This window comes from Streptomyces sp. DS1-CR2, assembly GCF_055760475.1.
Genome location: NZ_CM147085.1, coordinates 8,061,172 through 8,080,969, shown reverse-complemented (window position 1 = coordinate 8,080,969; position 19,798 = coordinate 8,061,172). Strand labels below are relative to the sequence as shown.

The 19,798-nt window shown below is 72.1% G+C and carries 19 protein-coding genes and 3 pseudogenes; 11 read left to right on the top strand and 11 right to left on the bottom strand.

Annotated elements, in window-relative coordinates; translation table 11 throughout:
• Positions 1 to 68: 68 nt before the first annotated feature.
• On the top strand, positions 69 to 293 hold the full coding sequence (locus tag ACY0PA_RS37750) for a hypothetical protein (RefSeq protein WP_473081888.1): 225 nt from the start codon (positions 69 to 71) through the stop codon (positions 291 to 293).
• 60 nt (positions 294 to 353) lie between these two features.
• On the opposite strand, the pseudogene ACY0PA_RS37745 reads toward ACY0PA_RS37750, so the two are convergent.
• Positions 354 to 542: pseudogene (locus ACY0PA_RS37745) on the bottom strand (pirin family protein); the annotation flags it as partial.
• 91 nt (positions 543 to 633) lie between these two features.
• On the opposite strand from ACY0PA_RS37745, the gene ACY0PA_RS37740 reads away from it, so the two are divergent.
• Both ACY0PA_RS37740 and ACY0PA_RS37735 read left to right on the top strand, forming a co-directional pair.
• The gene (locus ACY0PA_RS37740) at positions 634 to 1,017 is read left to right on the top strand and encodes a tetratricopeptide repeat protein (protein WP_473081887.1); all 384 of its coding nucleotides are present in this window, start codon (positions 634 to 636) and stop codon (positions 1,015 to 1,017) included.
• A 235-nt stretch (positions 1,018 to 1,252) separates the two neighbouring features.
• Positions 1,253 to 2,437: a methyltransferase gene (locus ACY0PA_RS37735; protein ID WP_473081886.1), complete on the top strand. Its 1,185-nt coding sequence runs from the start codon at positions 1,253 to 1,255 to the stop codon at positions 2,435 to 2,437.
• Here ACY0PA_RS37735 and ACY0PA_RS37730 read toward each other — a convergent pair.
• Both ACY0PA_RS37730 and ACY0PA_RS37725 read right to left on the bottom strand, forming a co-directional pair.
• On the bottom strand, positions 2,432 to 3,667 hold the full coding sequence (locus ACY0PA_RS37730) for an MFS transporter (protein WP_473081885.1): 1,236 nt from the start codon (positions 3,665 to 3,667) through the stop codon (positions 2,432 to 2,434). The genes ACY0PA_RS37735 and ACY0PA_RS37730 overlap by 6 nt on opposite strands.
• 5 nt (positions 3,668 to 3,672) lie before the next feature.
• Complete coding sequence (locus ACY0PA_RS37725; RefSeq protein ID WP_473081884.1) at positions 3,673 to 4,290, bottom strand: winged helix-turn-helix domain-containing protein; 618 nt, start codon at positions 4,288 to 4,290, stop codon at positions 3,673 to 3,675.
• Positions 4,291 to 4,403: 113 nt separating this feature from the next.
• On the opposite strand from ACY0PA_RS37725, the gene ACY0PA_RS37720 reads away from it, so the two are divergent.
• Positions 4,404 to 4,994: a histidine phosphatase family protein gene (locus ACY0PA_RS37720; protein WP_473081883.1), complete on the top strand. Its 591-nt coding sequence runs from the start codon at positions 4,404 to 4,406 to the stop codon at positions 4,992 to 4,994.
• A 513-nt stretch (positions 4,995 to 5,507) separates the two neighbouring features.
• Here the strand turns inward: ACY0PA_RS37720 and ACY0PA_RS37715 are convergent.
• From ACY0PA_RS37715 to ACY0PA_RS37705, 3 genes and pseudogenes are all read right to left on the bottom strand, one after another.
• Positions 5,508 to 6,266: a CbtA family protein gene (locus ACY0PA_RS37715; RefSeq protein ID WP_473081882.1), complete on the bottom strand. Its 759-nt coding sequence runs from the start codon at positions 6,264 to 6,266 to the stop codon at positions 5,508 to 5,510.
• Between the two features lie 20 nt (positions 6,267 to 6,286).
• A complete protein-coding gene (locus ACY0PA_RS37710) occupies positions 6,287 to 6,508 on the bottom strand; it encodes a CbtB domain-containing protein (protein ID WP_100593014.1) in 222 nt (73 codons plus the stop codon).
• A 274-nt stretch (positions 6,509 to 6,782) separates the two neighbouring features.
• A pseudogene (locus tag ACY0PA_RS37705) lies at positions 6,783 to 7,198 on the bottom strand (ABC transporter ATP-binding protein); the annotation flags it as partial.
• Here ACY0PA_RS37705 and ACY0PA_RS37700 point away from each other — a divergent pair.
• Positions 7,197 to 7,397 (top strand): annotated as a pseudogene (locus ACY0PA_RS37700) (hypothetical protein); the annotation flags it as partial. The pseudogenes ACY0PA_RS37705 and ACY0PA_RS37700 overlap by 2 nt on opposite strands.
• Positions 7,398 to 7,469: 72 nt before the next feature.
• Here the strand turns inward: ACY0PA_RS37700 and ACY0PA_RS37695 are convergent.
• A complete protein-coding gene (locus tag ACY0PA_RS37695; RefSeq protein WP_473081881.1) occupies positions 7,470 to 8,894 on the bottom strand; it encodes a dihydrolipoyl dehydrogenase family protein in 1,425 nt (474 codons plus the stop codon).
• A gap of 127 nt (positions 8,895 to 9,021) precedes the next feature.
• Here ACY0PA_RS37695 and trxA point away from each other — a divergent pair, with 127 nt between their 5' ends.
• Positions 9,022 to 9,426: a thioredoxin gene (gene trxA / locus ACY0PA_RS37690; protein ID WP_473081880.1), complete on the top strand. Its 405-nt coding sequence runs from the start codon at positions 9,022 to 9,024 to the stop codon at positions 9,424 to 9,426.
• 80 nt (positions 9,427 to 9,506) lie between these two features.
• Here the strand turns inward: trxA and ACY0PA_RS37685 are convergent, their stop codons facing one another.
• Together ACY0PA_RS37685 and ACY0PA_RS37680 are read right to left on the bottom strand one after the other, a co-directional pair.
• A complete protein-coding gene (locus ACY0PA_RS37685; protein WP_473081879.1) occupies positions 9,507 to 10,943 on the bottom strand; it encodes a benzaldehyde dehydrogenase in 1,437 nt (478 codons plus the stop codon).
• Between the two features lie 113 nt (positions 10,944 to 11,056).
• On the bottom strand, positions 11,057 to 12,100 hold the full coding sequence (locus ACY0PA_RS37680; protein ID WP_473081878.1) for a LacI family DNA-binding transcriptional regulator: 1,044 nt from the start codon (positions 12,098 to 12,100) through the stop codon (positions 11,057 to 11,059).
• 308 nt (positions 12,101 to 12,408) lie between these two features.
• Here ACY0PA_RS37680 and ACY0PA_RS37675 point away from each other — a divergent pair, with 308 nt between their 5' ends.
• A complete protein-coding gene (locus tag ACY0PA_RS37675) occupies positions 12,409 to 12,867 on the top strand; it encodes a type II toxin-antitoxin system PemK/MazF family toxin (protein ID WP_473081877.1) in 459 nt (152 codons plus the stop codon).
• On the opposite strand, the gene ACY0PA_RS37670 is transcribed toward ACY0PA_RS37675, so the two are convergent.
• Positions 12,842 to 13,699: a TIGR02452 family protein gene (locus ACY0PA_RS37670; protein WP_473081876.1), complete on the bottom strand. Its 858-nt coding sequence runs from the start codon at positions 13,697 to 13,699 to the stop codon at positions 12,842 to 12,844. The genes ACY0PA_RS37675 and ACY0PA_RS37670 overlap by 26 nt on opposite strands.
• A 216-nt stretch (positions 13,700 to 13,915) precedes the next feature.
• Between ACY0PA_RS37670 and egtA the strand changes: the two genes are divergently transcribed.
• The 4 genes from egtA to egtD are packed head-to-tail and all read left to right on the top strand — an operon-like array spanning position 13,916 to position 18,259.
• Positions 13,916 to 15,208, top strand: a complete 1,293-nt coding sequence (egtA, locus tag ACY0PA_RS37665; protein ID WP_473081875.1) for an ergothioneine biosynthesis glutamate--cysteine ligase EgtA — start codon at positions 13,916 to 13,918, stop codon at positions 15,206 to 15,208.
• Positions 15,205 to 16,545 carry an ergothioneine biosynthesis protein EgtB gene (gene egtB, locus ACY0PA_RS37660; RefSeq protein ID WP_473081874.1) on the top strand — a complete coding sequence of 447 codons (1,341 nt, stop codon included), beginning with the start codon at positions 15,205 to 15,207 and terminating at the stop codon, positions 16,543 to 16,545. The genes egtA and egtB overlap by 4 nt, the downstream gene beginning before the upstream one ends.
• Positions 16,545 to 17,300 (top strand): ergothioneine biosynthesis protein EgtC, encoded by a 756-nt coding sequence (egtC, locus tag ACY0PA_RS37655; RefSeq protein ID WP_473081873.1) that lies wholly within the window; start codon positions 16,545 to 16,547, stop codon positions 17,298 to 17,300. Before egtB ends, egtC begins: the two co-directional genes overlap by 1 nt.
• On the top strand, positions 17,297 to 18,259 hold the full coding sequence (gene egtD, locus ACY0PA_RS37650; RefSeq protein WP_473081872.1) for an L-histidine N(alpha)-methyltransferase: 963 nt from the start codon (positions 17,297 to 17,299) through the stop codon (positions 18,257 to 18,259). Before egtC ends, egtD begins: the two co-directional genes overlap by 4 nt.
• 29 nt (positions 18,260 to 18,288) lie before the next feature.
• On the opposite strand, the gene ACY0PA_RS37645 is transcribed toward egtD, so the two are convergent.
• Positions 18,289 to 19,593 carry an extracellular solute-binding protein gene (locus tag ACY0PA_RS37645; RefSeq protein WP_473081871.1) on the bottom strand — a complete coding sequence of 435 codons (1,305 nt, stop codon included), beginning with the start codon at positions 19,591 to 19,593 and terminating at the stop codon, positions 18,289 to 18,291.
• Between the last annotated feature and the right edge of the window lie 205 nt (positions 19,594 to 19,798).

Below are 19,798 nucleotides of genomic sequence, written 5' to 3'. Positions count from 1 at the left end.
CAGGATGGCAGTCGCTGTGCTTGTGGACGCTCGTATCCCTACTGATTCAGCAAGGGTCGTTTCGCGGCATGACTGACAAGATCGCCTACTTAGGGGCAGGTCTTGCTCTCCTGTTCGTGCCTCACTCAGCGGCGCACTTTGCACTCAGAAGCAAGGTGAAGCTGAGTACACCGGTCGGATGGTGGGCACGCCTAGTGGCCAGCCCGAACACAGGTACAGCCTTGGGCGCTGTCTTCGGAATCTTGAGCTTCGTACTGGCCGCCATACTGGCCGTCCGCGAGTTCTGGAACTAATCCAGGTGTTCCAACCGTGCTGCCCTGCGGATCCCTCGCAGGCCAGCACGGTTGTCATTTACCTTGATTGACAACGAAGGCCCAGGCGCCGACCATGCGGCGGCCGAGGTTCGGAAGCAGCCTGCGGACCTCGGTGGACTCACCGAGCTTCACGCGCCGGGGGGAGAGGAGTTCACGTACGGGCTCCGCCACGACGAAGCCCCGGCCGCCGCACATGGTCGGCACCGCCTCGCGATCAAGATTGCTCATGGCTCACAACCTAGACCCGTCCCGGCCGTCCCGTCAGGCACGCGTACGGGTGGACCCGCGCGCTCACCAGGACGGAATATGCGCCGGGTCCGTGCCGTTGACAGCGGTCGAGGAGGCACCAGTGGTGAACACGGTCAACTACTACACGCAGGGCACCCCCGCGGAGCGCTGGGAGCGCGCGCGGAAGTTCTTCGACGCCAAGGAGTACACGCTCGCGGCGCAGATTCTCGACGACCTCGTCGCCGAGATCCCCGAGCAGGTGGCGGCGCGGCTGCTGCTGGCCCGCGCGTACTACCACTCCGCCCAGCTGGGCCGCGCCGAGGCCGAGCTGCGCACGGTCGTGGAGCGTGACCCGGTCGAGCACTACGCCCGTCTGATGCTGGGCCGCACCCTGGAGCGCCAGGGGCGTCATGAGGAGGCGGGACCGCATCTGCGGATGGCGGCCGCGTTCGCGGGCGACTTCGGGGACGTCTGAGCTGTACGGCCGGGGACGTCTGAGCTGTACGGCCGGGGGCGCCTGAGCTGTACGGCCGGGGCGCCTGAGCCGTACCGTGGGGTCGCCTGAGCCGCACGGTGGGGACGACTGAGCCGTACGGCCGGCCCCGGTCGTACGGCCGGGGCCGGCCCTGGGCCGGTCGGCCCCGATTCGGCGACGCTACGGCCCCGCCCCCGGCCCCGCTGATCTGCGGCTCCGCTAGCCTGGCGGGACGATGAGCAACCGTTTCGAGACGTCATGGGGCGAGTTCGACCTCGCCCGCTTCCCCGAGGATTCCCACGACCCGCTGCGCGCGTGGGATGCCGCGGACGAGTACCTGCTGCGGCATCTCGCCGACAGCGCCACCGATCTTTCGGGGTCGGTGGTCGTGATCGGCGACCGGTGGGGCGCCCTCGCCACATCCCTGGCCGGGCACTGCGACCGGCCGACCGCGATCTCCGACTCCTACCTCGGGCAGCGCGCGACCCGCGCCAACCTCGACCGGGCCGGTTTCGACGAGAACGCCGTGCGCATGCTGACCACCCAGGACACCCCGCCGGAGCGCGTGGACGTCCTGCTCGTACGCGTCCCCAAGAGCCTGGCGCTCCTCGAGGACCAGCTGCACCGCATCGCGCCCGCCGTCCACGACGGCACCGTGGTGATCGGGACGGGCATGGTCAAGGAGATCCACACCTCGACGCTGAAGCTGTTCGAGCGGATCATCGGCCCGACCCACACATCCCTCGCCGAGAAGAAGGCGCGGCTCATCTTCACCACGCCGTTCCCGGCGCTCGCCCGGCCGCGGAACCCGTGGCCGCACACGTACGCCCTGCCCGACGGCGTCGGCCCCGTGTCGGGCCGGACCGTCATCAATCACGCCGGGGTGTTCTGCGCGGAGCGCCTCGACATCGGCACCCGGTTCCTGCTCCAGCATCTGCCCCGCAGTGAGGGCGCCGAGCGCGTCGTGGACCTGGGCTGCGGCAACGGCGTCGTCGGTACGGCGATGGCGCTGGAGAACCCGCGCGCCGAGATCGTGTTCACGGACGAGTCCTTCCAGGCGGTGGCCTCGGCCGAGGCGACGTACCGCGCGAACATCGACCCCTCGGAACACCCCGAGGCGAGGGCGGAGTTCCTCGTGGGCGACGGTCTCGCGGAGCTGCCCGCGGGCAGTGCGGACCTGGTCCTGAACAATCCGCCGTTCCACTCGCACCAGGCGACGACCGCCGCCACGGCCATGCGCATGTTCTCCGACGCGCGCGACGCGCTGCGCCCGGGCGGCGAGCTGTGGGTCATCGGCAACCGCCACCTCGGCTACCACGTGAAGCTGCGCCGCCTGTTCGGCAACAGCGAACTCATCGCCAGCGACCCGAAGTTCGTGGTCCTGCGCGCCGTCAAGAAGGAGTACGAGACCGGCTCATAGCCGCGCCGAGCGCACCTCGGGGGTCGCTGCGACGCCTGCCGCGAGGAGACAGACGGAGCCGCAGGCGGCGAAGAACACTCCGGTCCCCCAGGCCGCCGCGGCGAACCCGACGAGCGGGTAGACGAGCGGGCTGAGGCCCAGCGTGCACAGGGTCGTCACCGAGGTGACGCGGCCGACGTAGCGGGCTTCGGTCTCCTTCTGGAGCAGCGCCTGGCCCATGACCATCGGTATCCCGCTCGCCGCGCCGAGCCCTGCACACAGGAGGGCCACTCCCCCGGGGGTCGTGCCGGGGGCGGCGAGCGCCGTGACGAGGGCCGCCGTCGCGAGGAGCGATCCCGCGACGGCTGTCCCGGCCCGTGGCACGGCCCGCGCGAGCGTGAGGACGAGTCCGGAGGCCGCGCCTCCGATGCTGAACGCGGCGAGCGGCAGGGCGAGTTGAGCGGCTCCCCAGCCCCGTTCTTCCACGAGGAGAACGAGGCCGGCCCCGACCGGACCGCTGAAGCACATCTCTCCGAGCCCGATGACGGCGACGAGCCGCCTGAGCCTGCGGTGTCTTCTCAAGTAGCCGAGCCCGTCGCGGAGTTCGGCCCATGGCGACGGCCGCTCCTCTGTGCCGGTGCCCTCTGCGTGGCCGCCCGCGTCCTGTGCCGAGCCCACCGGTTCCGGGACCCGTACGGCTGCCAGGAGCGCGAGGGAGGCCGCGAAGAGGAGGCCCACCGCGGTGAACGCCCCGGACGCGCCGCCCGCCGCCAACAGCACGGCGGCCGCCAGTGGCCCCGCGGCGTTGCCGAGGCGCACCGCGAGGGAACGCATCCCCTGGACCCGGGCGAGCTGACCCGGTTCGGTGAGGCGAGGCGGGAGCGCGCCGACCGCGGGCATGAACACCGCGTCCACGGCACCGAAGCAGACAGCGAGCAGCAGCAGGAACCCGAGGTGCGGTCCGCTCGCGTACGTTGCCGCCGCGACGGCGAGTACGGCGGCGCAGCGTACGACGTCGCTGCCGATCAGCACGCGCCGCGGCCCGAAACGGTCGGCGAGTACGCCTCCGGCGAGCATCAGGACGGCCCGGGGTATCGCGCCGGCCGCGAGCACGACTCCCGCCGCCGTTGGTCCCGCGCTTCTCGTGACGGCCCAGGTGAGTGCCGTGTAGTACATGACGTCGCCGGTGACGGAGGAGGTGTACGCGCCGAGCCAGCGGAGAATATTGGGGTCGCGGAAGGCGGGCCGCACGGGGGCTACAACCCGGTGGTGTCGCGTGGGAACGCCTGGAACTGGACACTGACGGGGGCGGCGCCCGCGGCGGGGCGGCGGTCCCGGTAGCGATGGACGACGGCGGTCAACTCGTCTTTAAGGGCGGCTAGTTCGGCAGGGGCCAGGTTCAACTCGTAGTCGCTGAAGGCGGTGGCCTCGAACCATTCCTCAGGCATCGAGGGGACCGTCTCCGAGGCGGCGCGGCGCAGCGTGTCGGCGGCCGCGACCGCCACGGCCTGTACATACGCCCTGCCCTCGGCGCCGCCCTGTACGGCCGGGTCGTGCAGGGACATCCGGTGCACGGCCCGCCACCACCGGTCCCGCTTGTTGCCGAGCTCGGCGGCCTCCTCGATGAGTCCTCCGGCGGCGAGCCTGCGCAGGTGGTAACTGGCCGCGCCCGAGTCGAGTTCGAAGTGTGCCGCGAGTCCGCGCACGGTGGCCGGGCCCTCGCGCCGCAGCCGGTTCAGGAGCGCGAGGCGCATGGGGTGCGCGAGGACGCGGAGGGCGGCGGTGTCGAGCGTGACGTCGTCGCGCGACGGAGACGGAGACGGAGAGAGGGGCGGAGGCGGGGTCGAGCTCGGGGGCTCGGGGTAGTCGGCCATACGCTCACCCTAGATTGCGAAGAGTTGTTCGCGAAGAGTTGTTCGCAAAATTCCGGCGCCCACGTGAGCAACAATGGCGCAGTGCCGAACACCCCGAGGACAGGACTCAACTCGTGACCAGCCGCGTCACCTTGATCGCAGCCGCTACGAGCCGGGCTCTGCGGGAGGCGCGGTTCGATGACGGGTGTTCGCTCGACGCGAGCGCCGCGGCTCGCGCCCGCGCGGCGGCCGGCACCCTTCCCAAGGCAGACCGGCTGCTGGTGTCCCCCACCGTGCGCTGCCGGGAGACGGCGAAGGCCCTCGGCCTCGATGCCGTCGAGGCACCGGAGCTGGCCGGGCTCGACGTGGGCCGCTGGCGAGGGCTGACGCTCGCCGAGGTGAGCGCCGAGGAGCCGGACGGCGTTGCCCTCTGGCTTTCCGACCTGGCGGCCTCCCCGCACGGAGGGGAGTCCGTGCGCGCCCTGTGCGAACGGGTCGCCCGCTGGCTGGACGCGTCGGCGGAGTTCGACGGGCGCACGATCGCCGTGGTCGAGCCGGAGATCGTGCGCGCGGCGGCCGGCACGATCCTCGGCGCGCCCGAATCGGCGTTCTGGCGGATCGACGTACCACCCCTGACGGCAACCGACGTCAGCGGGCGCTCCGGACGCTGGAACCTTCGGCTCGGACGGACGCTGGGCCCGTCGGGAGAGGGCGCCGGGGACTGATCTGTAGCGGACCGCTACCCGATCGGCGGTGGGCAACATCCTCCGTCAACTGGCCCCGGCGTACTCCCTGTTGAGGCGCGATGGCGCAGGAGCAGTGCCGCGAGCGCACACCGGAGGCAGCCCATGTCGTCCGTCGCTCCCTCGGTTTGGCCCGCCGCGCCGTCCTGGCCTGCCTGCCCCCGTCGCTCCCGCGCACCGTGGCAGCGATGTGTCGGGCAGCCGACGAGCGACTCGATCTCCCTCAGCAATTCGTCGCTCTCCTTCGCCCGCTGTGCCAGGACTCGTACACGCGCGCTCTGACCGCCGATCTGCCGTCTGGTGGCGATCAGTTGCTCGTACTCCTCAAGGGTGATCGCGACCGCCTCATGGCCGCCGAGTGTGATGTGGCGCGGTTGGGGGTGTCTGGCCACGCGGGTCTCCGCCCTCGGAAGAAAGCGAGAGGGCCGACCGGATGGTTCCGGCGGCCCTCTGCGCTTGATCGCCTGTCTGGGTCCTGGCTGTGGCGCGGTTCTCTCAGTGGGGTACGGGAGTTGCCTTGCCGGACGCGACGGCCCCGGTGCGCGGGGCGAGCTGACGCTGCGCCAACTCACCGAAGATCAGGCCGAATCCGGTCCACAGAGTGAGCTGGATGGCGAGGGCCGAAGTGCGGAACCGCCACAGCAGCGTGGCGGGGAAGTCCTTCGGCACCTCGTTGATGACCGGCAGGAACGCGTACGCGAGCCCGATCGTGAGGACGAAGAACGCGACCGCTGCCACGGTGGCGTACCAGGTGCCCAGGCGGGGAGCGAGCCGTTTCCCGACGATCACCGCTGCGACGGCGAGGAGCACGCTGAGCAGCATCATCAGGAAGTACAGCGTCGTGCGCTTGCTGATGGTGCCGGGGTCCCCGACGGACGGCGGGTTGGCGGGGTACTTCAGGAACGGCACGACGTACACGGCGAGCAGGGCCGTGCCGGCGAGCAGGAGCGCCGTGGCCCGTGGGGTGAAGCGGCCGACGCGGCCGAGCGCGAAGCAGTACGCGAGGGCGGCAATGCCGCCGAAGGCGATGCCGTAGAGCAGCATGCCGGTGGCGAGGCCGCCGGTGGACTGCATACTGCGGCTGACGAGTTCGACCTCGTGGTGGTGCGCGGGTGCGTGGGCCTCCTCGTAGCTGATGGCGCTGTCGACGCCGGGTTCGCCGAGAAGGTAGGCGACGATCAGGGCGAGCAGACCGGCGCCGAGACCGGCGAGCATGCCGCGTACGAGAAGGTTTCTCACTGTTGCGGAGTTCATGAGCTTTGCGGCGTCCCTCGTCAGTGGCAGGGGAAGCCGAGCAGGTGGCGGGCGTCGTGCACCCATTCATGAACGCCCTCGCCGGAGACGACGGCCGTGGCGCCCTGCTCGGCGCCGACGAAGTAGAGAAGGACCAGCATCAGGATGCCGAAGAAGACCGCCCAGGGGGCAATCGCCTTCAGGGGCAGCGCTGCGGGAAGAACGGGGGTGGTGGCTGTCGGCTGAGCGACGGTCTGCGCCATGGCAGGACCTCCTCTGGGAGTTCGCGTCCCATCTCGGTGGTGCACAAGTACGACAGCTGCGGGTCTGACTCGCGAGGTCCTGGCCCGTCCGGGCGAGTAGCTCGTCTCACAGTGGCGCGACCGTGCCGGATTCCCACCGGCTTCCGCTGTGCCGTCGTCGATATCGGTGAGACCGTACCGCGTGCGGAGCGCACGGCCAAGACCGGGCCGCCCGGCGTGACCTTGGCCATGGCCGGCACCAGGGCCTCCTGACCTGCGGTAGGGCAAGGCCTCCTCAGGAAGCGGAGGTTCTCAGGAAGCGAATGTACGGGCGCTCGCCCGGCTCGTTGGCCTCGGAGACCGTCGCGCGCACTCCGTAGACCCTCGCGATGAGTTCTTCGGTGAGTACGTCTTCGGGGCGCCTGCCGCGAACACGCGGCCCTGCCGGAGTACGACGAGCTGGTCGCAGTACATCGCGGCCGGATTGAGGTCGTGCAGGGCGATCACGCTGGTGAGCCGGAGTTCGGCGAGCAGGTCGAGGAGGTCCAACTGGTGCTGGATATCAAGGTGGTTGGTCGGCTCGTCCAGAAGGGTTTCGCGTGGCCGCTGGGAGAGGGCCCGGGCGATCTGGACGCGCCGGCGCTCGCCGCCGGACAGGGCGTGCCAGTGCCGGTGCGCGCGGTCGGTGAGATCAGTGCGGGCGAGGGCGGACATCCACTCGCCGCGCGTGCCCGGCGCCGACGAGGCTGCGGCCCTGCTGCGCAAGGGACTTGAGGCGATCCCCGCCGAGCGGCTGTGGGTCAACCCCGGCTGCGGGCTGAAGACCCGCGGCCGGCCCGCGACCCGCGCCTCCCTGGAGAACCTGGTCGCGGCGGCCCGTTCGGTCCGCGGGGAACTCTCCGCGTCCTGACACCTAGGGTGAGACTGTCCGGGCGGAGGGCATCATGACCCGCCCGGACAGCCACGCACGCTGGGACAACCCTCAGCCGCGGTACGTCTCCAGCAGCCTCAGCCACACCTCGCTCACCGTCGGATACGACGGGACCGCGTGCCACAGGCGGTCGATCGGGACCTCGCCCGCGACGGCGACCGTCGCCGACTGGACGAGTTCGCCGACGCCCGGGCCGACGAACGTCACGCCCAGGAGGATCTCGCGGTCGAGGTCGACGATCATGCGGGCCCGCCCGCGGTAGCCGTCGCCGTACAGGCCGGCGCCCGCGACCGAGGCGATGTCGTAGTCGACGGCGCGGACGCGGTGGCCCGCCGCCTCGGCCTCCGCGAGGGTGAGGCCCGCCGAGCCCGCCTCAGGGTCGGTGAAGACGACCTGCGGGACGGCGGAGTGGTCGGCGGTCGCCGCGTGGGCGCCCCAGCGGTCCGTCTCCAGGAGCGGGACGCCCTGGGCGCGGGCCGCGATGGCCGCGCCCGCGATACGGGCCTGGTACTTGCCCTGGTGGGTCAGCAGCGCGCGATGGTTCACGTCCCCGACCGCGTACAGCCAGGTGCTGCCGTCCACGCGGAGGCTGTCGTCGACGGGGAGCCACGAGCCGGGTTCGAGGCCGACGGTCTCCAGGCCGATGTCTTCGGTGCGGGGCGCCCGGCCCGTGGCGAAGAGGATCTCGTCGGACTCCAGGGTCGAGCCGTCGTCCAGGGTGGCGACGACGGTGGCGCCCTCGCGGGTGACCCCCTTCACGGAGACGCCGGTCCGCACCTCCGCGCCGGCCTCGACGAGGGCCTGGGTGACCAGTTCGCCGGCGAAGGGCTCCATCCGGGGCAGCAGCCCCGACCCTCGTACGAGCATCGTGACCTGCGAGCCGAGGGCCTGCCAGGCCGTGGCCATCTCCGCGGCGACGACTCCGCCGCCCACCACGGTGAGACGGCCGGGCACCTTCTGCGCGCTGGTGGCCTCGCGGCTCGTCCACGGCTCGACGTCGGACAGGCCGGGGAGGTCGGGGAGCGCGGCGCGCGTGCCCGTGCAGACCGCGACCGCGTGCCGCGCCGTGAGGACGTGCTCGGTCCCGTCGGGCCCGGTGACCGCGACCCGGCGGGGGCCCGCGAGGCGGCCCTTGCCCCGGTAGAGGTCGGCGCCGATGGCCTCCAGCCAGCTCACCTGGCCGTCGTCCTTCCAGTGTGAGGTGTACTCGTCACGGCGGGCGAGGACCGCCGGCACATCCAGCGGACCCTCCACGGACCGCTGCAGGCCCGGCAGACGCCTGGCGTCGGCGCGGGCGATGACCGGGCGCAGCAGGGCCTTGCTGGGCATGCACGCCCAGTAGGAGCACTCGCCGCCGACCAGCTCGCTCTCCACCACCGCGGTACTGAGGCCCGCGGCCCGTGCCCGGTCCGCGACGTTCTCGCCGACCGGCCCGGCGCCCAGAACCACCACGTCGTATGTGTTGTCATCCGTCATGGCCCCCAGTGTGGTCGCAGGTGTGCGCCGGGGCCACACGGGTACGCGCGCGGAATACGTCCATGAACGGGACCGTTGTGAACAGCGGCTTCAGCACCGCAACCAGGAAGCAGGAAGAGGACACATCATGAGCAGCACCACCGTTGAGCTCACCAAGGAGAACTTCGACCAGACGGTCACGGACAACGGGTTCGTGCTGATCGATTTCTGGGCGTCGTGGTGCGGGCCGTGCAAGCAGTTCGCGCCCGTCTACGAGAAGGCCGCTGAAGCCAACCCGGACCTGGTCTTCGGCAAGATCGACACGGAGGCCCAGCCGGAGCTCGCGTCGGCGTTCGGTATCCAGTCGATCCCGACGCTGATGATCGTCCGTGACCAGGTCGCCGTGTTCGCCCAGCCCGGCGCGCTTCCGCAGGAGGCCCTGGACGACGTGATCGGCCAGGCCAGGAAGCTGGACATGGACGAGGTGCGCAAGTCGATCGCCGAGCAGCAGGCCAAGGCGGGCGAGGACGGCGCGGGCGGCGAGCCGGCCTGACGCCACCCCTCATACCGACGGCCGCCGGGCCCGTACTTCCGTACGGGTCCGGCGGCCGTTTCACGTTCGCGTGCGTGGGGTCAGAACGGGTAGCCCGCCACGTCGCCGCGCACCGTCGTCCACCGGGTCTCGGTGAACGCCTCGATGTTCGCCTCGCCGCCGAAGCGGGCGCCCGTGCCGGACGCCGCGACCCCGCCGAACGGGGCGACCGCCTCGTCGTTCACCGTCTGGTCGTTGATGTGGACGATGCCGGTGGGGATGCGCTCGGCGAGGTCGAGTCCGCGCGCCGGGTCGCGGGTGACGATGCCGAGGGAGAGGCCGTACGGGCTCGCGGCGGCCAGCGCGGCCGCCTCGTCGGTGTCGGTGAAGGACCGGACGGGTGCGACAGGGCCGAAGACCTCCTCTGCGTACGCGGGGGTGCTGTCGTCGACGCCCGCGAGGACTGTCGGCCGGTAGAAGAGGTCGCGGTGCGTGCCGCCAGCGGCGAGCTTCGCGCCCGTGGCGGTGCTGGCCTCCACCAGGCCGTGGATCTTGGCCAGTTGGGCCGCGTCGATGACGGGGCCGAGGTGGACCTGTTCGCGGTGCGGGTCGCCGACGGCGAGGGAGTCGGCCTTCGCGGCGAGGCGTTCGACGTACTCCTCGTAGAGCGAGGCGTGGACGAGGTGGCGGCCGGTCGTCATGCAGATCTGGCCCTGGTGGAAGAAGGAGCCCCAGGCCGCGGTGGAGATGACGGCGTCGAGGTCGGCGTCCGCCAGGACGATCAGGGCGGAGTTGCCGCCGAGTTCCAGGTGCGCGCGCTTGAGGTGACGCCCCGCGGCCTCGCCGACGGCCCGGCCCGCGCCGGTGGAGCCGGTGAAGGAGATCACGGGGATGTCCTGGTCGGCGACGAGCGCCTGGCCCGCGTCCGCCCCACCGGGCAGCACGTGCAGGACGTCCTCCGGAAGACCCGCGGCAGCGAGGACGGCCGCCAGGGCGAGACCGCCGCAGACCGCCGTGCGCGGGTCCGGCTTGAGGACGACGGCGTTGCCGAGCGCGAGGGCCGGGGCGACGGAGCGGATGGAGAGGATGAGCGGGGCGTTGAACGGGGCGATGACGCCGACGACACCGGCCGGGACGCGGCGTGTGTACGAAAGGCGGGGCGCCTCGCTGGGCAGGACCTGGCCGGTGGGCCGGGACGCGAGGGCCGCGGCCTCGTAGCACTCCTGGGCGGCGACGTGCAGCTCGAAGTCGGCCTTGCCCGGGATCGATCCCGACTCGCGCACGAGCCAGGTGCGCAGCTCGTCGGCGTGCTCGGTGAACAGATCGCCCGCGCGGCGCAGGACGGCCGCGCGCGCGAAGTGGGGCTGCCGGGCCCAGTCGCCCTGGGCCGCTGCGGCGGCCTTCGCCGCGGTGCGGACGTCGTCCGGGGAGGCGAGCGTGACGGTGGCGAGGCGCTCGCCCGTGGCGGGCTCCGTGACCTCGTGCTCATCGCCCGACAGCGGACGGGCCTGCCAGGTCTTCGGGTCGAGCAGGGGCATGCCGGATCTCCGATCGGTCACTGATCTCCGGGGCCGCGCGCGGGACGGTGCGCCGGCCCATCTTGTTGAGCACGCAACATCCTAGTCGCCTGGGCCATACGGGACCTCGGCCGTCAGGTCGACTGTCTCGCCACGACGCGGGCCCGGAGCATGTCGTACGACTCGGTGACGGCGCACGGGTCGCGTACCAGGCGGTCGACGAGCGCGGCGAGCTCCTGCCCGGACGGCAGCTCGATACGGACCGTGCTCAGCCGGGGCCGCAGCAGCCGCCCGAGCATGAGGTCGTCGGCCCCGATGACAGCAGTCTCCTCCGGAATGCCGACGCCCGCGTCCTGGAGCGCCCGCATCAGGAGCATCGCGTACTCGTCGTTGTACGCGAACACGGCGTCGAGCCCCAACTCCCTGATCCTCGGCACCAGTTGGGCCGCCGCATCCTCGTCGTAGGTGAGGGGCAGCTCGAAGACCCCGGCGCCGGCACCGAGGACCTCGCTCCGGATGCCTTCCAGGCGCGGCCACGCGAAGTGGTCGAGGCCGGGCTCCGTCGGCAGTACGACGCCAATGCGGCGCCGGCCGCGTTCGACGAGGTGGGCGCCCGCGCTGCGGCCGACCTCACGGTGGTCCATGAGCAGCGCGTGCGCGCCCTCGGCGCGCTCCGGGCCGACCGTGATGACGGCCCTGGCCCCGGAGCGGCGGAGCACCTCGACGCCCTCGGTGCCCAGGTCGGGCGGTGTGAGCACCGCGACCGGGCGCAGCTCCGCCCAGGCGCGCGCCGCGTCGTCGCCGCGCAGGCTGACGCTGCCGTACTGCACGACCGTGTAGTCGAGGCGGCTCAGCGCCCACTGGAGGTCGTTGAAGAACGTGTTGTAGAGCGGTCCGGCGGGGACGCTCGGGGAGGGCATCAGGACGATGCGGGTGTGCCCGGCGCGCAGGCTGCGGGCCGCCGCGTGCGGCACGTAGCCGAGCTCCTTCGCGGCCTCGTGGACGCGGCGGCGGGTGGGTTCACTGATTCTGACGGCGCTGGTGTTGTTCAGGACGTAGCTGACGGTGGCGCGCGAGACCCCGGCGAGCCGGGCGACGTCGGCGCTCGTCGGCGCCGGACTCGGCGCGGCGGACTCCCGTGATGTGCGGGCGGACTGCGGCTTCGGTATCTGAACCATGACGCACCGCATCTTTCCAGACGGGTGCGGCCGCCTTCCCGGCCGGGCATACCGGCCGGGGCCCGCGACCGCTAGCGTGCGTGCACTCAAGCGTCCGAAGTTCCGAAGTTCCGAAGTTCCGTACGTAGACACAGCATCCGTGTACACATGACCGGTCAGAGCAGCCCCGAGATGCGTTTTTCCGCCCCGGCCGAAGCCGGGAACACCCCACGCAAAAGAAGGGATGGGGGTCTTCATGCGTCGAGCCTGTGTCCCACCAGCCGGGCCCGCTCTGCGGGTTGGGCCGGTCAGGCCCTAACGTGACCCGCGTGACTGCCTTCATCGATGACCCGCATGCCCACGAGCAGCCCGGTCGTGCCGGCGCCACCGCCACGGTCGAGGCCGCGCCGCGCGAGGTGGGCCGGGTGCGCACCGAGTACGCGCCCGCCCACGACGGCGACCCCGATCCCGGCGAGATCGTCTGGACGTGGGTGCCGTTCGAGGAGAACGACGGCCGCGGCAAGGACCGTCCCGTGCTCGTCGTCGCCAGGGAGGCCGCCGGCACGCTCCTCGCCGTACAGCTGTCGAGCAAGCGGCACGACCACGACAGGGAGTGGGTGCCGATCGGCAGCGGGCCGTGGGACACCGCGGGCCGCGACTCGTGGGTGGCGATCGACCGCGTCCTCAGGGTCCACGAGCGGGGCATGCGGCGGGAGGCGTGTGCCCTGGACCGCATGCGGTTCAACCTCGTGGTGCTGCGGCTCAGGGAGCGGTACGGCTGGCGCTGACCGCCGGCGGCGCCGCGAAGGCCCGCTCGAAGGCCGTCCTGGTCCGTGCGTCCGGCGTGCGGTCCAGGACGCCGAACACGATGTGGTCGAAGCGGCCCGCGAACCGGCCGCCCCCGTCGAGGAGCGCCCGGAACGCGTCGGCGACCTGCGCCGGGTCGTTCTGGAACACACCGCAGCCCCAGGCGCCGAGCACGAGGCGCCGGTAGCCGTGGGCGACGGCCGTCTCCAGGACCCGCTCGGCCCGTGACGCGAGGGCACCCGCGATCTCGCCTGCCCGCTCCGGGGTGCGGCGGCGTATGACGCCCGCGTTCGGTGCGGGTGAGGTGAGGAAGCCGGCGGCGTACGGCTCGTCGAGCAGCCGTCCGCGGTCGTCGCGGAAGACGGGGACGCCGGGCGAGTGCATGACGCGGTCCGTGTAGAACGGGTCGCGGTTCTCGCGGTGGTGATCGTAGAAGTCGCGGGCCCGCAGCAGGCACGTGTACAGGGCCGAGGCCCGGCACACGGCTTCCTCCTGGGCCTGTGCGCCGTTGAGATAGCCGCCGCCGGGGTTGCGGGCCGAGGCGAAGTTCAGGACGCCGACCGGGTCCTGAACGGCCGTTACCAGGCGGCGCGCGGCCTCCAGGCTGGACTCGCCGGTGACCTCGACGGCCGTATCCCCGAGCCGGCCCGGCTCGGGCACATGGACCGGGGCCGGGCCGTACGTGCGGGTCGCGTCCCGCGCTGCCGCCACCGCGTCCGCGATCGGCACGACCGAGCCGCCCGGCGCCGTGTACCGCCCCGCCGCGACGATCTGCTCCGTCTGCTGCGCGATCCCCCGCAGCCGGGCGCTCACGCCCGCTCCCCCGTGGTCGTCCTCATGAACGCATGATGTGCACCGGGCGACTGGGCGGGCAACAGATTTTCATCGTCCGAGGGGCACTCTTGTGCGATTCGCCGTGAGGGTTTTGGGTGGTACGAGCACTGCCCCGGCCCGGTCCATCCCCGTCGAGTCGACGGCACGGCCCCTACCGGGGACGATGAAGGCGAACTGATCAGGAGGATCCTGAACATGCCCGAAGGAGACTGTACGGAGCTCGGCGCGGCGGCCCTGGTCACCGAGGCCGAGGTCGAGGCGCTGGTCCGCGGGATCTGCTTCAAGACCGGACCGCCTCGTACCGTGGGTGTCGAGGTGGAATGGCTCGTCCACGAGCCGCGCAGGCCGCGGCTCCCCCTGCCACCCGAACGGCTCGACGCGGCGTACGCCGCACTGGGCGCCCTGCCGCTGAGCTCGGCGCTCACCGTAGAACCCGGCGGCCAGCTGGAGCTCAGCTCCCTGCCCGCCTCATCGCTCATGGACTGCGTCTCGGCCGTCTCGGCCGATCTGACGGCGGTCCGCACCGCGCTCGCCGCCCGTGGCCTCGCGCTGACCGGCCTCGGCACCGATCCCTGGCGCCCGCCGCGGCGGCTGCTCCACGAGCCGCGCTACGACGCCATGGAGTCCTGGTTCGACCGGACCGGACCCGCGGGCCGCGCCATGATGTGCTCGTCGGCGTCGGTACAGGTCTGCCTCGACTCCGGGTACGAGGAGCCGGGGCCGCTCGGCCACGGCAGACGCTGGCGACTCGCGCATCTGCTCGGCGCCGTCCTGGTCTCCGCGTTCGCCAACTCACCGATGCTGTACGGGCGTCCGACCGGCTGGCGCTCCACCCGCCAGGCGGTGTGGGAGGAGATCGACCCCGGAAGGTCCGGGGCACCGCCCCTCGACGTGGAGCCGCGCGAGGCCTGGGTCCGGCACGTCCTGGACGCGCCGGTGATGTGCGTCCGCAAGGACAGCGGCCCCTGGGACGTGCCCGACGGCATGTCCCTGCGGACGTGGCTGCGTACCGGTGGGCCGCGGCCCGCCACGCGCGGTGACGTCGAATACCACCTGTCCACCCTGTTCCCTCCGGTGCGCCCGCGCGGCCACCTCGAACTGCGCATGATCGACGCGCAGCCGGGCGACGACGGCTGGATCGTGCCGCTCGCCGTGACGACCGCGCTGTTCGACGACCCGGAGGCCGCCGAGACCGCGTACCGCACCGTGAAGCCGCTGTCCGAACGGGCGGGCCCGCTGCCCGCGCCGCACAATCAGCTGTGGCGCGACGCGGCGCGGCACGGGCCCTCGGACCCCGAGCTCGCCGAGGCGGCCGTCGCGTGCTTCGCGGCGGCGCTCGACGCGCTGCCGAGGCTCGGTGCGTCACCCAGGGTGCTCGCCGCCGTCTCCGCCTTCATGGACCGCTATGTCGTGCGTGGCCGGTGCCCCGCCGACGACGTGCTCGACCGCATCGATGCCCCCGCCCCCGGGAGGACCGTCACCTCATGACCGCACAGAGCCAAGACACCGCCCCGGACCCCGAGGCACTGCGGGAGCGCGCGCGGACCGCGCTGCTCACCGCGCGGGACCGTACGACGCTGCTCACGAGCTGTGTCGAGGGGCCCGAACTGACCACGCAGCACTCACCGTTGATGTCACCGCTGGTGTGGGACCTGGCGCACATCGGCAACCAGGAGGAGCTGTGGCTCCTGCGCGCGGTCGCTGGCCGCGAGGCGATGCATCCGGAGATCGACCCGTTGTACGACGCCTTCGAGCACCCGCGCTCGGAGCGGCCCAAGCTGCCGCTGCTCAAGCCCAAGGAGGCGCGTGGTTACGCGGCCGAGGTGCGGGGCCGCGCGCTCGACGTCCTGGAGAGCACGCCGTTCCACGGCACCGGCGCCCGGCTCACCGAGGCGGGGTTCGCCTTCGGGATGATCGCCCAGCACGAACAGCAGCATGACGAGACGATGCTGATCACCCATCAGCTCCGGTCGGGCGCGCCGGCGCTGACGGCCCCGGATCCCGACCCGGTCTCCCCGGCGTTCCATGGACCGTCCGAAGTCCTGGTGCCCGGCGGCCCGTTCACGATGGGGACGAGCGCCGAGCCGTGGTCGCTGGACAACGAGCGGCCCGCGCACGCGCGCCTCGTCCCGCCGTTCCACATCGACACCGCGCCGGTCACGAACGGCGCGTATCTGGCCTTCATGGAGGACGGCGGCTACGACAGCTCCCGCTGGTGGACGCCCGAGGGCTGGGCGCTGGTGCGGGACAACGGCCTGCGGTCGCCGCTGTTCTGGCGGCGTGAGGCAGGGCAGTGGCTGCGGCGCCGCTTCGGGGTGACCGAGGTGGTCCCGCCGGACGAGCCGGTCGTGCACGTCAGCTGGTACGAGGCCGACGCGTACGCGCGCTGGGCGGGCCGGCGCCTGCCCAGCGAGGCCGAGTGGGAGAAGGCGGCCCGCTTCGATCCCGCGTCCGGGCGGTCGATGCGCTACCCGTGGGGCGACGCGGACCCGACGCCGGAGCGCGCCAACCTCGGCCAGCGCCACCTGCGCCCGGCCCCGGCGGGCAGTTATCCGGCCGGTGAATCCCCGTTGGGCGTACGGCAGTTGATCGGCGACGTGTGGGAGTGGACGTCGAGCGACTTCCTGCCGTACCCGGGGTTCGCGGCCTTCCCGTACAGGGAGTACTCGGAGGTGTTCTTCGGCCCGGACCACAAGGTGCTGCGCGGCGGCTCGTTCGCCGTGGACGCGGTGGCGTGCCGCGGCACGTTCCGCAACTGGGACTATCCGGTGCGCCGGCAGATCTTCGCGGGCTTCCGCACGGCGCGCGACGGGGAGGGTGCCTGATGTGCCGGCAGCTGGCGTATCTGGGCCCTGTAGTGCCGCTCGGTGACGTGCTCGTGGCGCCGCCGCACAGCCTGCTGCGCCAGTCCTGGGAACCGCGCCGTCAGCGGCACGGGACCGTGAACGCCGACGGCTTCGGCGTGGGCTGGTACGCGGACGGGGACCCGGTGCCCGCGCGCTACCGCAGGGCCGGGCCGATCTGGGGCGACCAGTCGTTCGCCGACCTCGCGCGGGTCGTGCGCTCGGGGGCCGTGCTCGCCGCGGTCCGCGACGCCACGCTCGGCGGCGCGGACGGCGAGGCTGCGGCGGCGCCGTTCGCGTCCGGCCCGTGGCTGTTCTCCCACAACGGCGCGGTGAGGGGCTGGCCGCGCTCGCTCGCCCCGCTCACCACAGCGGTGCCGCCCGTCGACCTGCTGTCCCTGGAGGCCCGCTGCGACTCGGCGTTCGTCTGGGCGCTGCTGCTGCACCGGCTGCGCTCGGGCGACGAGCAGGGGCAGGCCCTCGCCGACACCGTCCTCGAAGTCGCCGAGGCCGCCCCCGGATCACGGCTCAACCTCCTCCTCACCGATGGAGAGACGATCACCGCGACCGCCTGGGGCGACAGCCTCTGGTATCTCACCGAACCCGGCCGCAGCACCGTCGTCGCCTCCGAGCCGTACGACGACGATCCGCACTGGCGCGAGGTGCCGGACCGCACCTTGCTCGCCGCGAGCCGCACCGACGTCCTGCTGACCCCGCTCAAGGAGCCCTCCGCGTGAGCCCGTACCAGCTGACCCGCACCCTGCCCGAGGACGCCACCGGCGCCGCCCTGCGCGCCGATGTCCTCAGCGGCCTGACCGGCACGCCGAAAACGCTGCCGCCCAAGTGGTTCTACGACGCGCGCGGCAGCGAGCTGTTCGACGAGATCACGACCCTGCCCGAGTACTACCCGACGCGCGCCGAGCGGGAGATCCTGCTGGCCCGCTCCCAGGAGATCGCCGACGCCACCGGCGCCCGCACCCTCGTCGAACTGGGCTCCGGCTCGTCGGACAAGACCCGCCATCTGCTCGACGACCTGCCGGTCCTGGAGACGTACGTCCCCGTGGACGTCAGCGAGAGCGCGCTGCGGAGCGCCGCCGAGGCGCTCGGCGCCGAGCGGCCCGGGCTGAACATCCACGGGCTGATCGCCGACTTCACGCTCGGACTCACCCTGCCGGACACTCCGGGGCCGCGCCTGGCCGCGTTCCTAGGCGGCACGATCGGCAACCTTCTGCCGGCCGAGCGCGCCGCGTTCCTGACCTCCGTACGCGCCCTGCTGCGGCCCGGCGACATGCTGCTGCTCGGCACGGACCTGGTGAAGGACGAGTCGGTCCTCGTCGCGGCGTACGACGACGCGGCGGGCGTGACGGCCGCGTTCAACAAGAACGTGCTCAGTGTCATCAATCGCGACCTGGGCGCCGACTTCGACCCGGGCGCCTTCGAGCACGTCGCGCTGTGGGACGCGGACAACGAGTGGATCGAGATGCGGCTGCGCTCCACGGCCGCACAGACCGTCAAGATCCCGGCGCTCGGCCTCGCGGTCGACTTCGAGGACGGGGAGGAGATCCGCACGGAGATCTCGGCGAAGTTCCGCGAGGAGGGCGTGCGGGCCGAACTGGCGGGCGCGGGGCTGCGCATGACGCACTGGTGGACGGACGCGCAAAGCCGCTTCGCGCTCTCGCTCAGCCTCGTGGACTGACGGCCCCGAACCCCGTAGCAGGCGGCGGGTCACGGTCCGCTGGCGTCCAGCTCCTTGGTGATCCGCCGGGAAGCCGACCCGGCCTCCTCGGCCGGGTCGGCCCCGGCGAGCACCTTCGACATGTACGTCTTGATCGGGTTGTCGGCCTCGACCCTCGCCCACAGCGGGGACACGGGCGTGGCCCGGCCGCGTGCGGCGCCCGCCGCCATCGCGGCCACGCCCGGCTCAGCGGCGACGGCGTCGCTGAGCGTCGTCTTGTTGGGCACGTAGTTCATGGTCCTGGCCAGGTCCTTCTGCCACTTCTCGCCGGCCAGGGCCTTGACGACCGCGACGGCTCCGTCGCGGTCGTCGGTGTTCTCGGGCACGACCAGGTCGGAGCCGCCGGTGAAGACGGATCCCGGCTTGGCCGCCGTCTTGCCGGGGATCGGGAAGTACCCCAGCTTTCCCTTGAGTTCGGGGTTCTGCTGCTCGACAGCCTGGGCGACGCCGGGCACGGCGACGATCTGGCCGACGTCGCCCTTCGCGAACTCGCCGGACTGCGGCGGGTGTTCCTCGTCGGCGTCCTTGGGCCCGTGGCCGAGCGCCTGGAGCTGCCGGTAGAACTCCATGCCGCGCAGCGCCGCCGGAGTATACAGGCTGCCCTCCCAGATGCCGCCGTCCTCCGTCGCGAGGTCGCCGCCCTCGTCCCAGATGAATCCGGCGAGCGTGTACCAGTCCTGGCCGGCCAGGTAGATGCCCTGGTCACCATGGGTGTTGAGACGCCGTGTGTCGTCGAGCCACTCGGCGCGGGTGCGGGGCGGCTGCTTGATGCCCGCCTTGGCGAACAGGTCCTTGTTGTAGATCACCACTCGGTTGGCCGCGTACCAGGGGATGCCGTACTGGCGCGAGTGGAACATGCCGGGATCGGCGAGTCCGGGCAGCCACTCCTCCATGCCGAAGTCGCGCGCGGACTCCAGGCTGAGGTCGAGCAGTCCGCCCTCGTCGACGTACTGGGGCACCTGCGTGTTGCCGACCTCGATGACGTCGGGCGCCGGTCCGTCCGCCGCGTCGCCACTGGCCGTGGCGCCGTGGTCCTGGGTGAGGGCCGCGCTCACCTTCTCGCCGATGCCGGTCCACTCCTGGATACGGATGTCCAGGCGCAGGCCGGGGTTCTTGTCCTCGAAGCTCTTCGTGAACCGCTTGAGGAACGCGTCCGACGCGCTGTCCTTCATCAGCCAGACGGTCACCGTGCGCTGCTCGTCGCCCGCTCCCGGCAGATAGCCGCAGCCCGTGAGCAGGCAGGCGGACACGAGGGCGAGGGGGAGGAGGGACGCGGCGGTGCGGCGGTACGTCACGTGGGTCACTTTCTGCCTGCGGACAGGGAGGGGAGGCCCGACGTGGGGGATGAGCGTGACGCTCGCACGGGTGTGGCTGGATTTTGGTATGGACCAATCGAACGGTCAAGGGGGTGACTGCCGGTAAGTCGAGCATCTGCGCTCTCGCTCGCGGTCCACGGTGACCTGAGGCACCGTGGAGGGACGTCCACCGCACGGGCCGAGG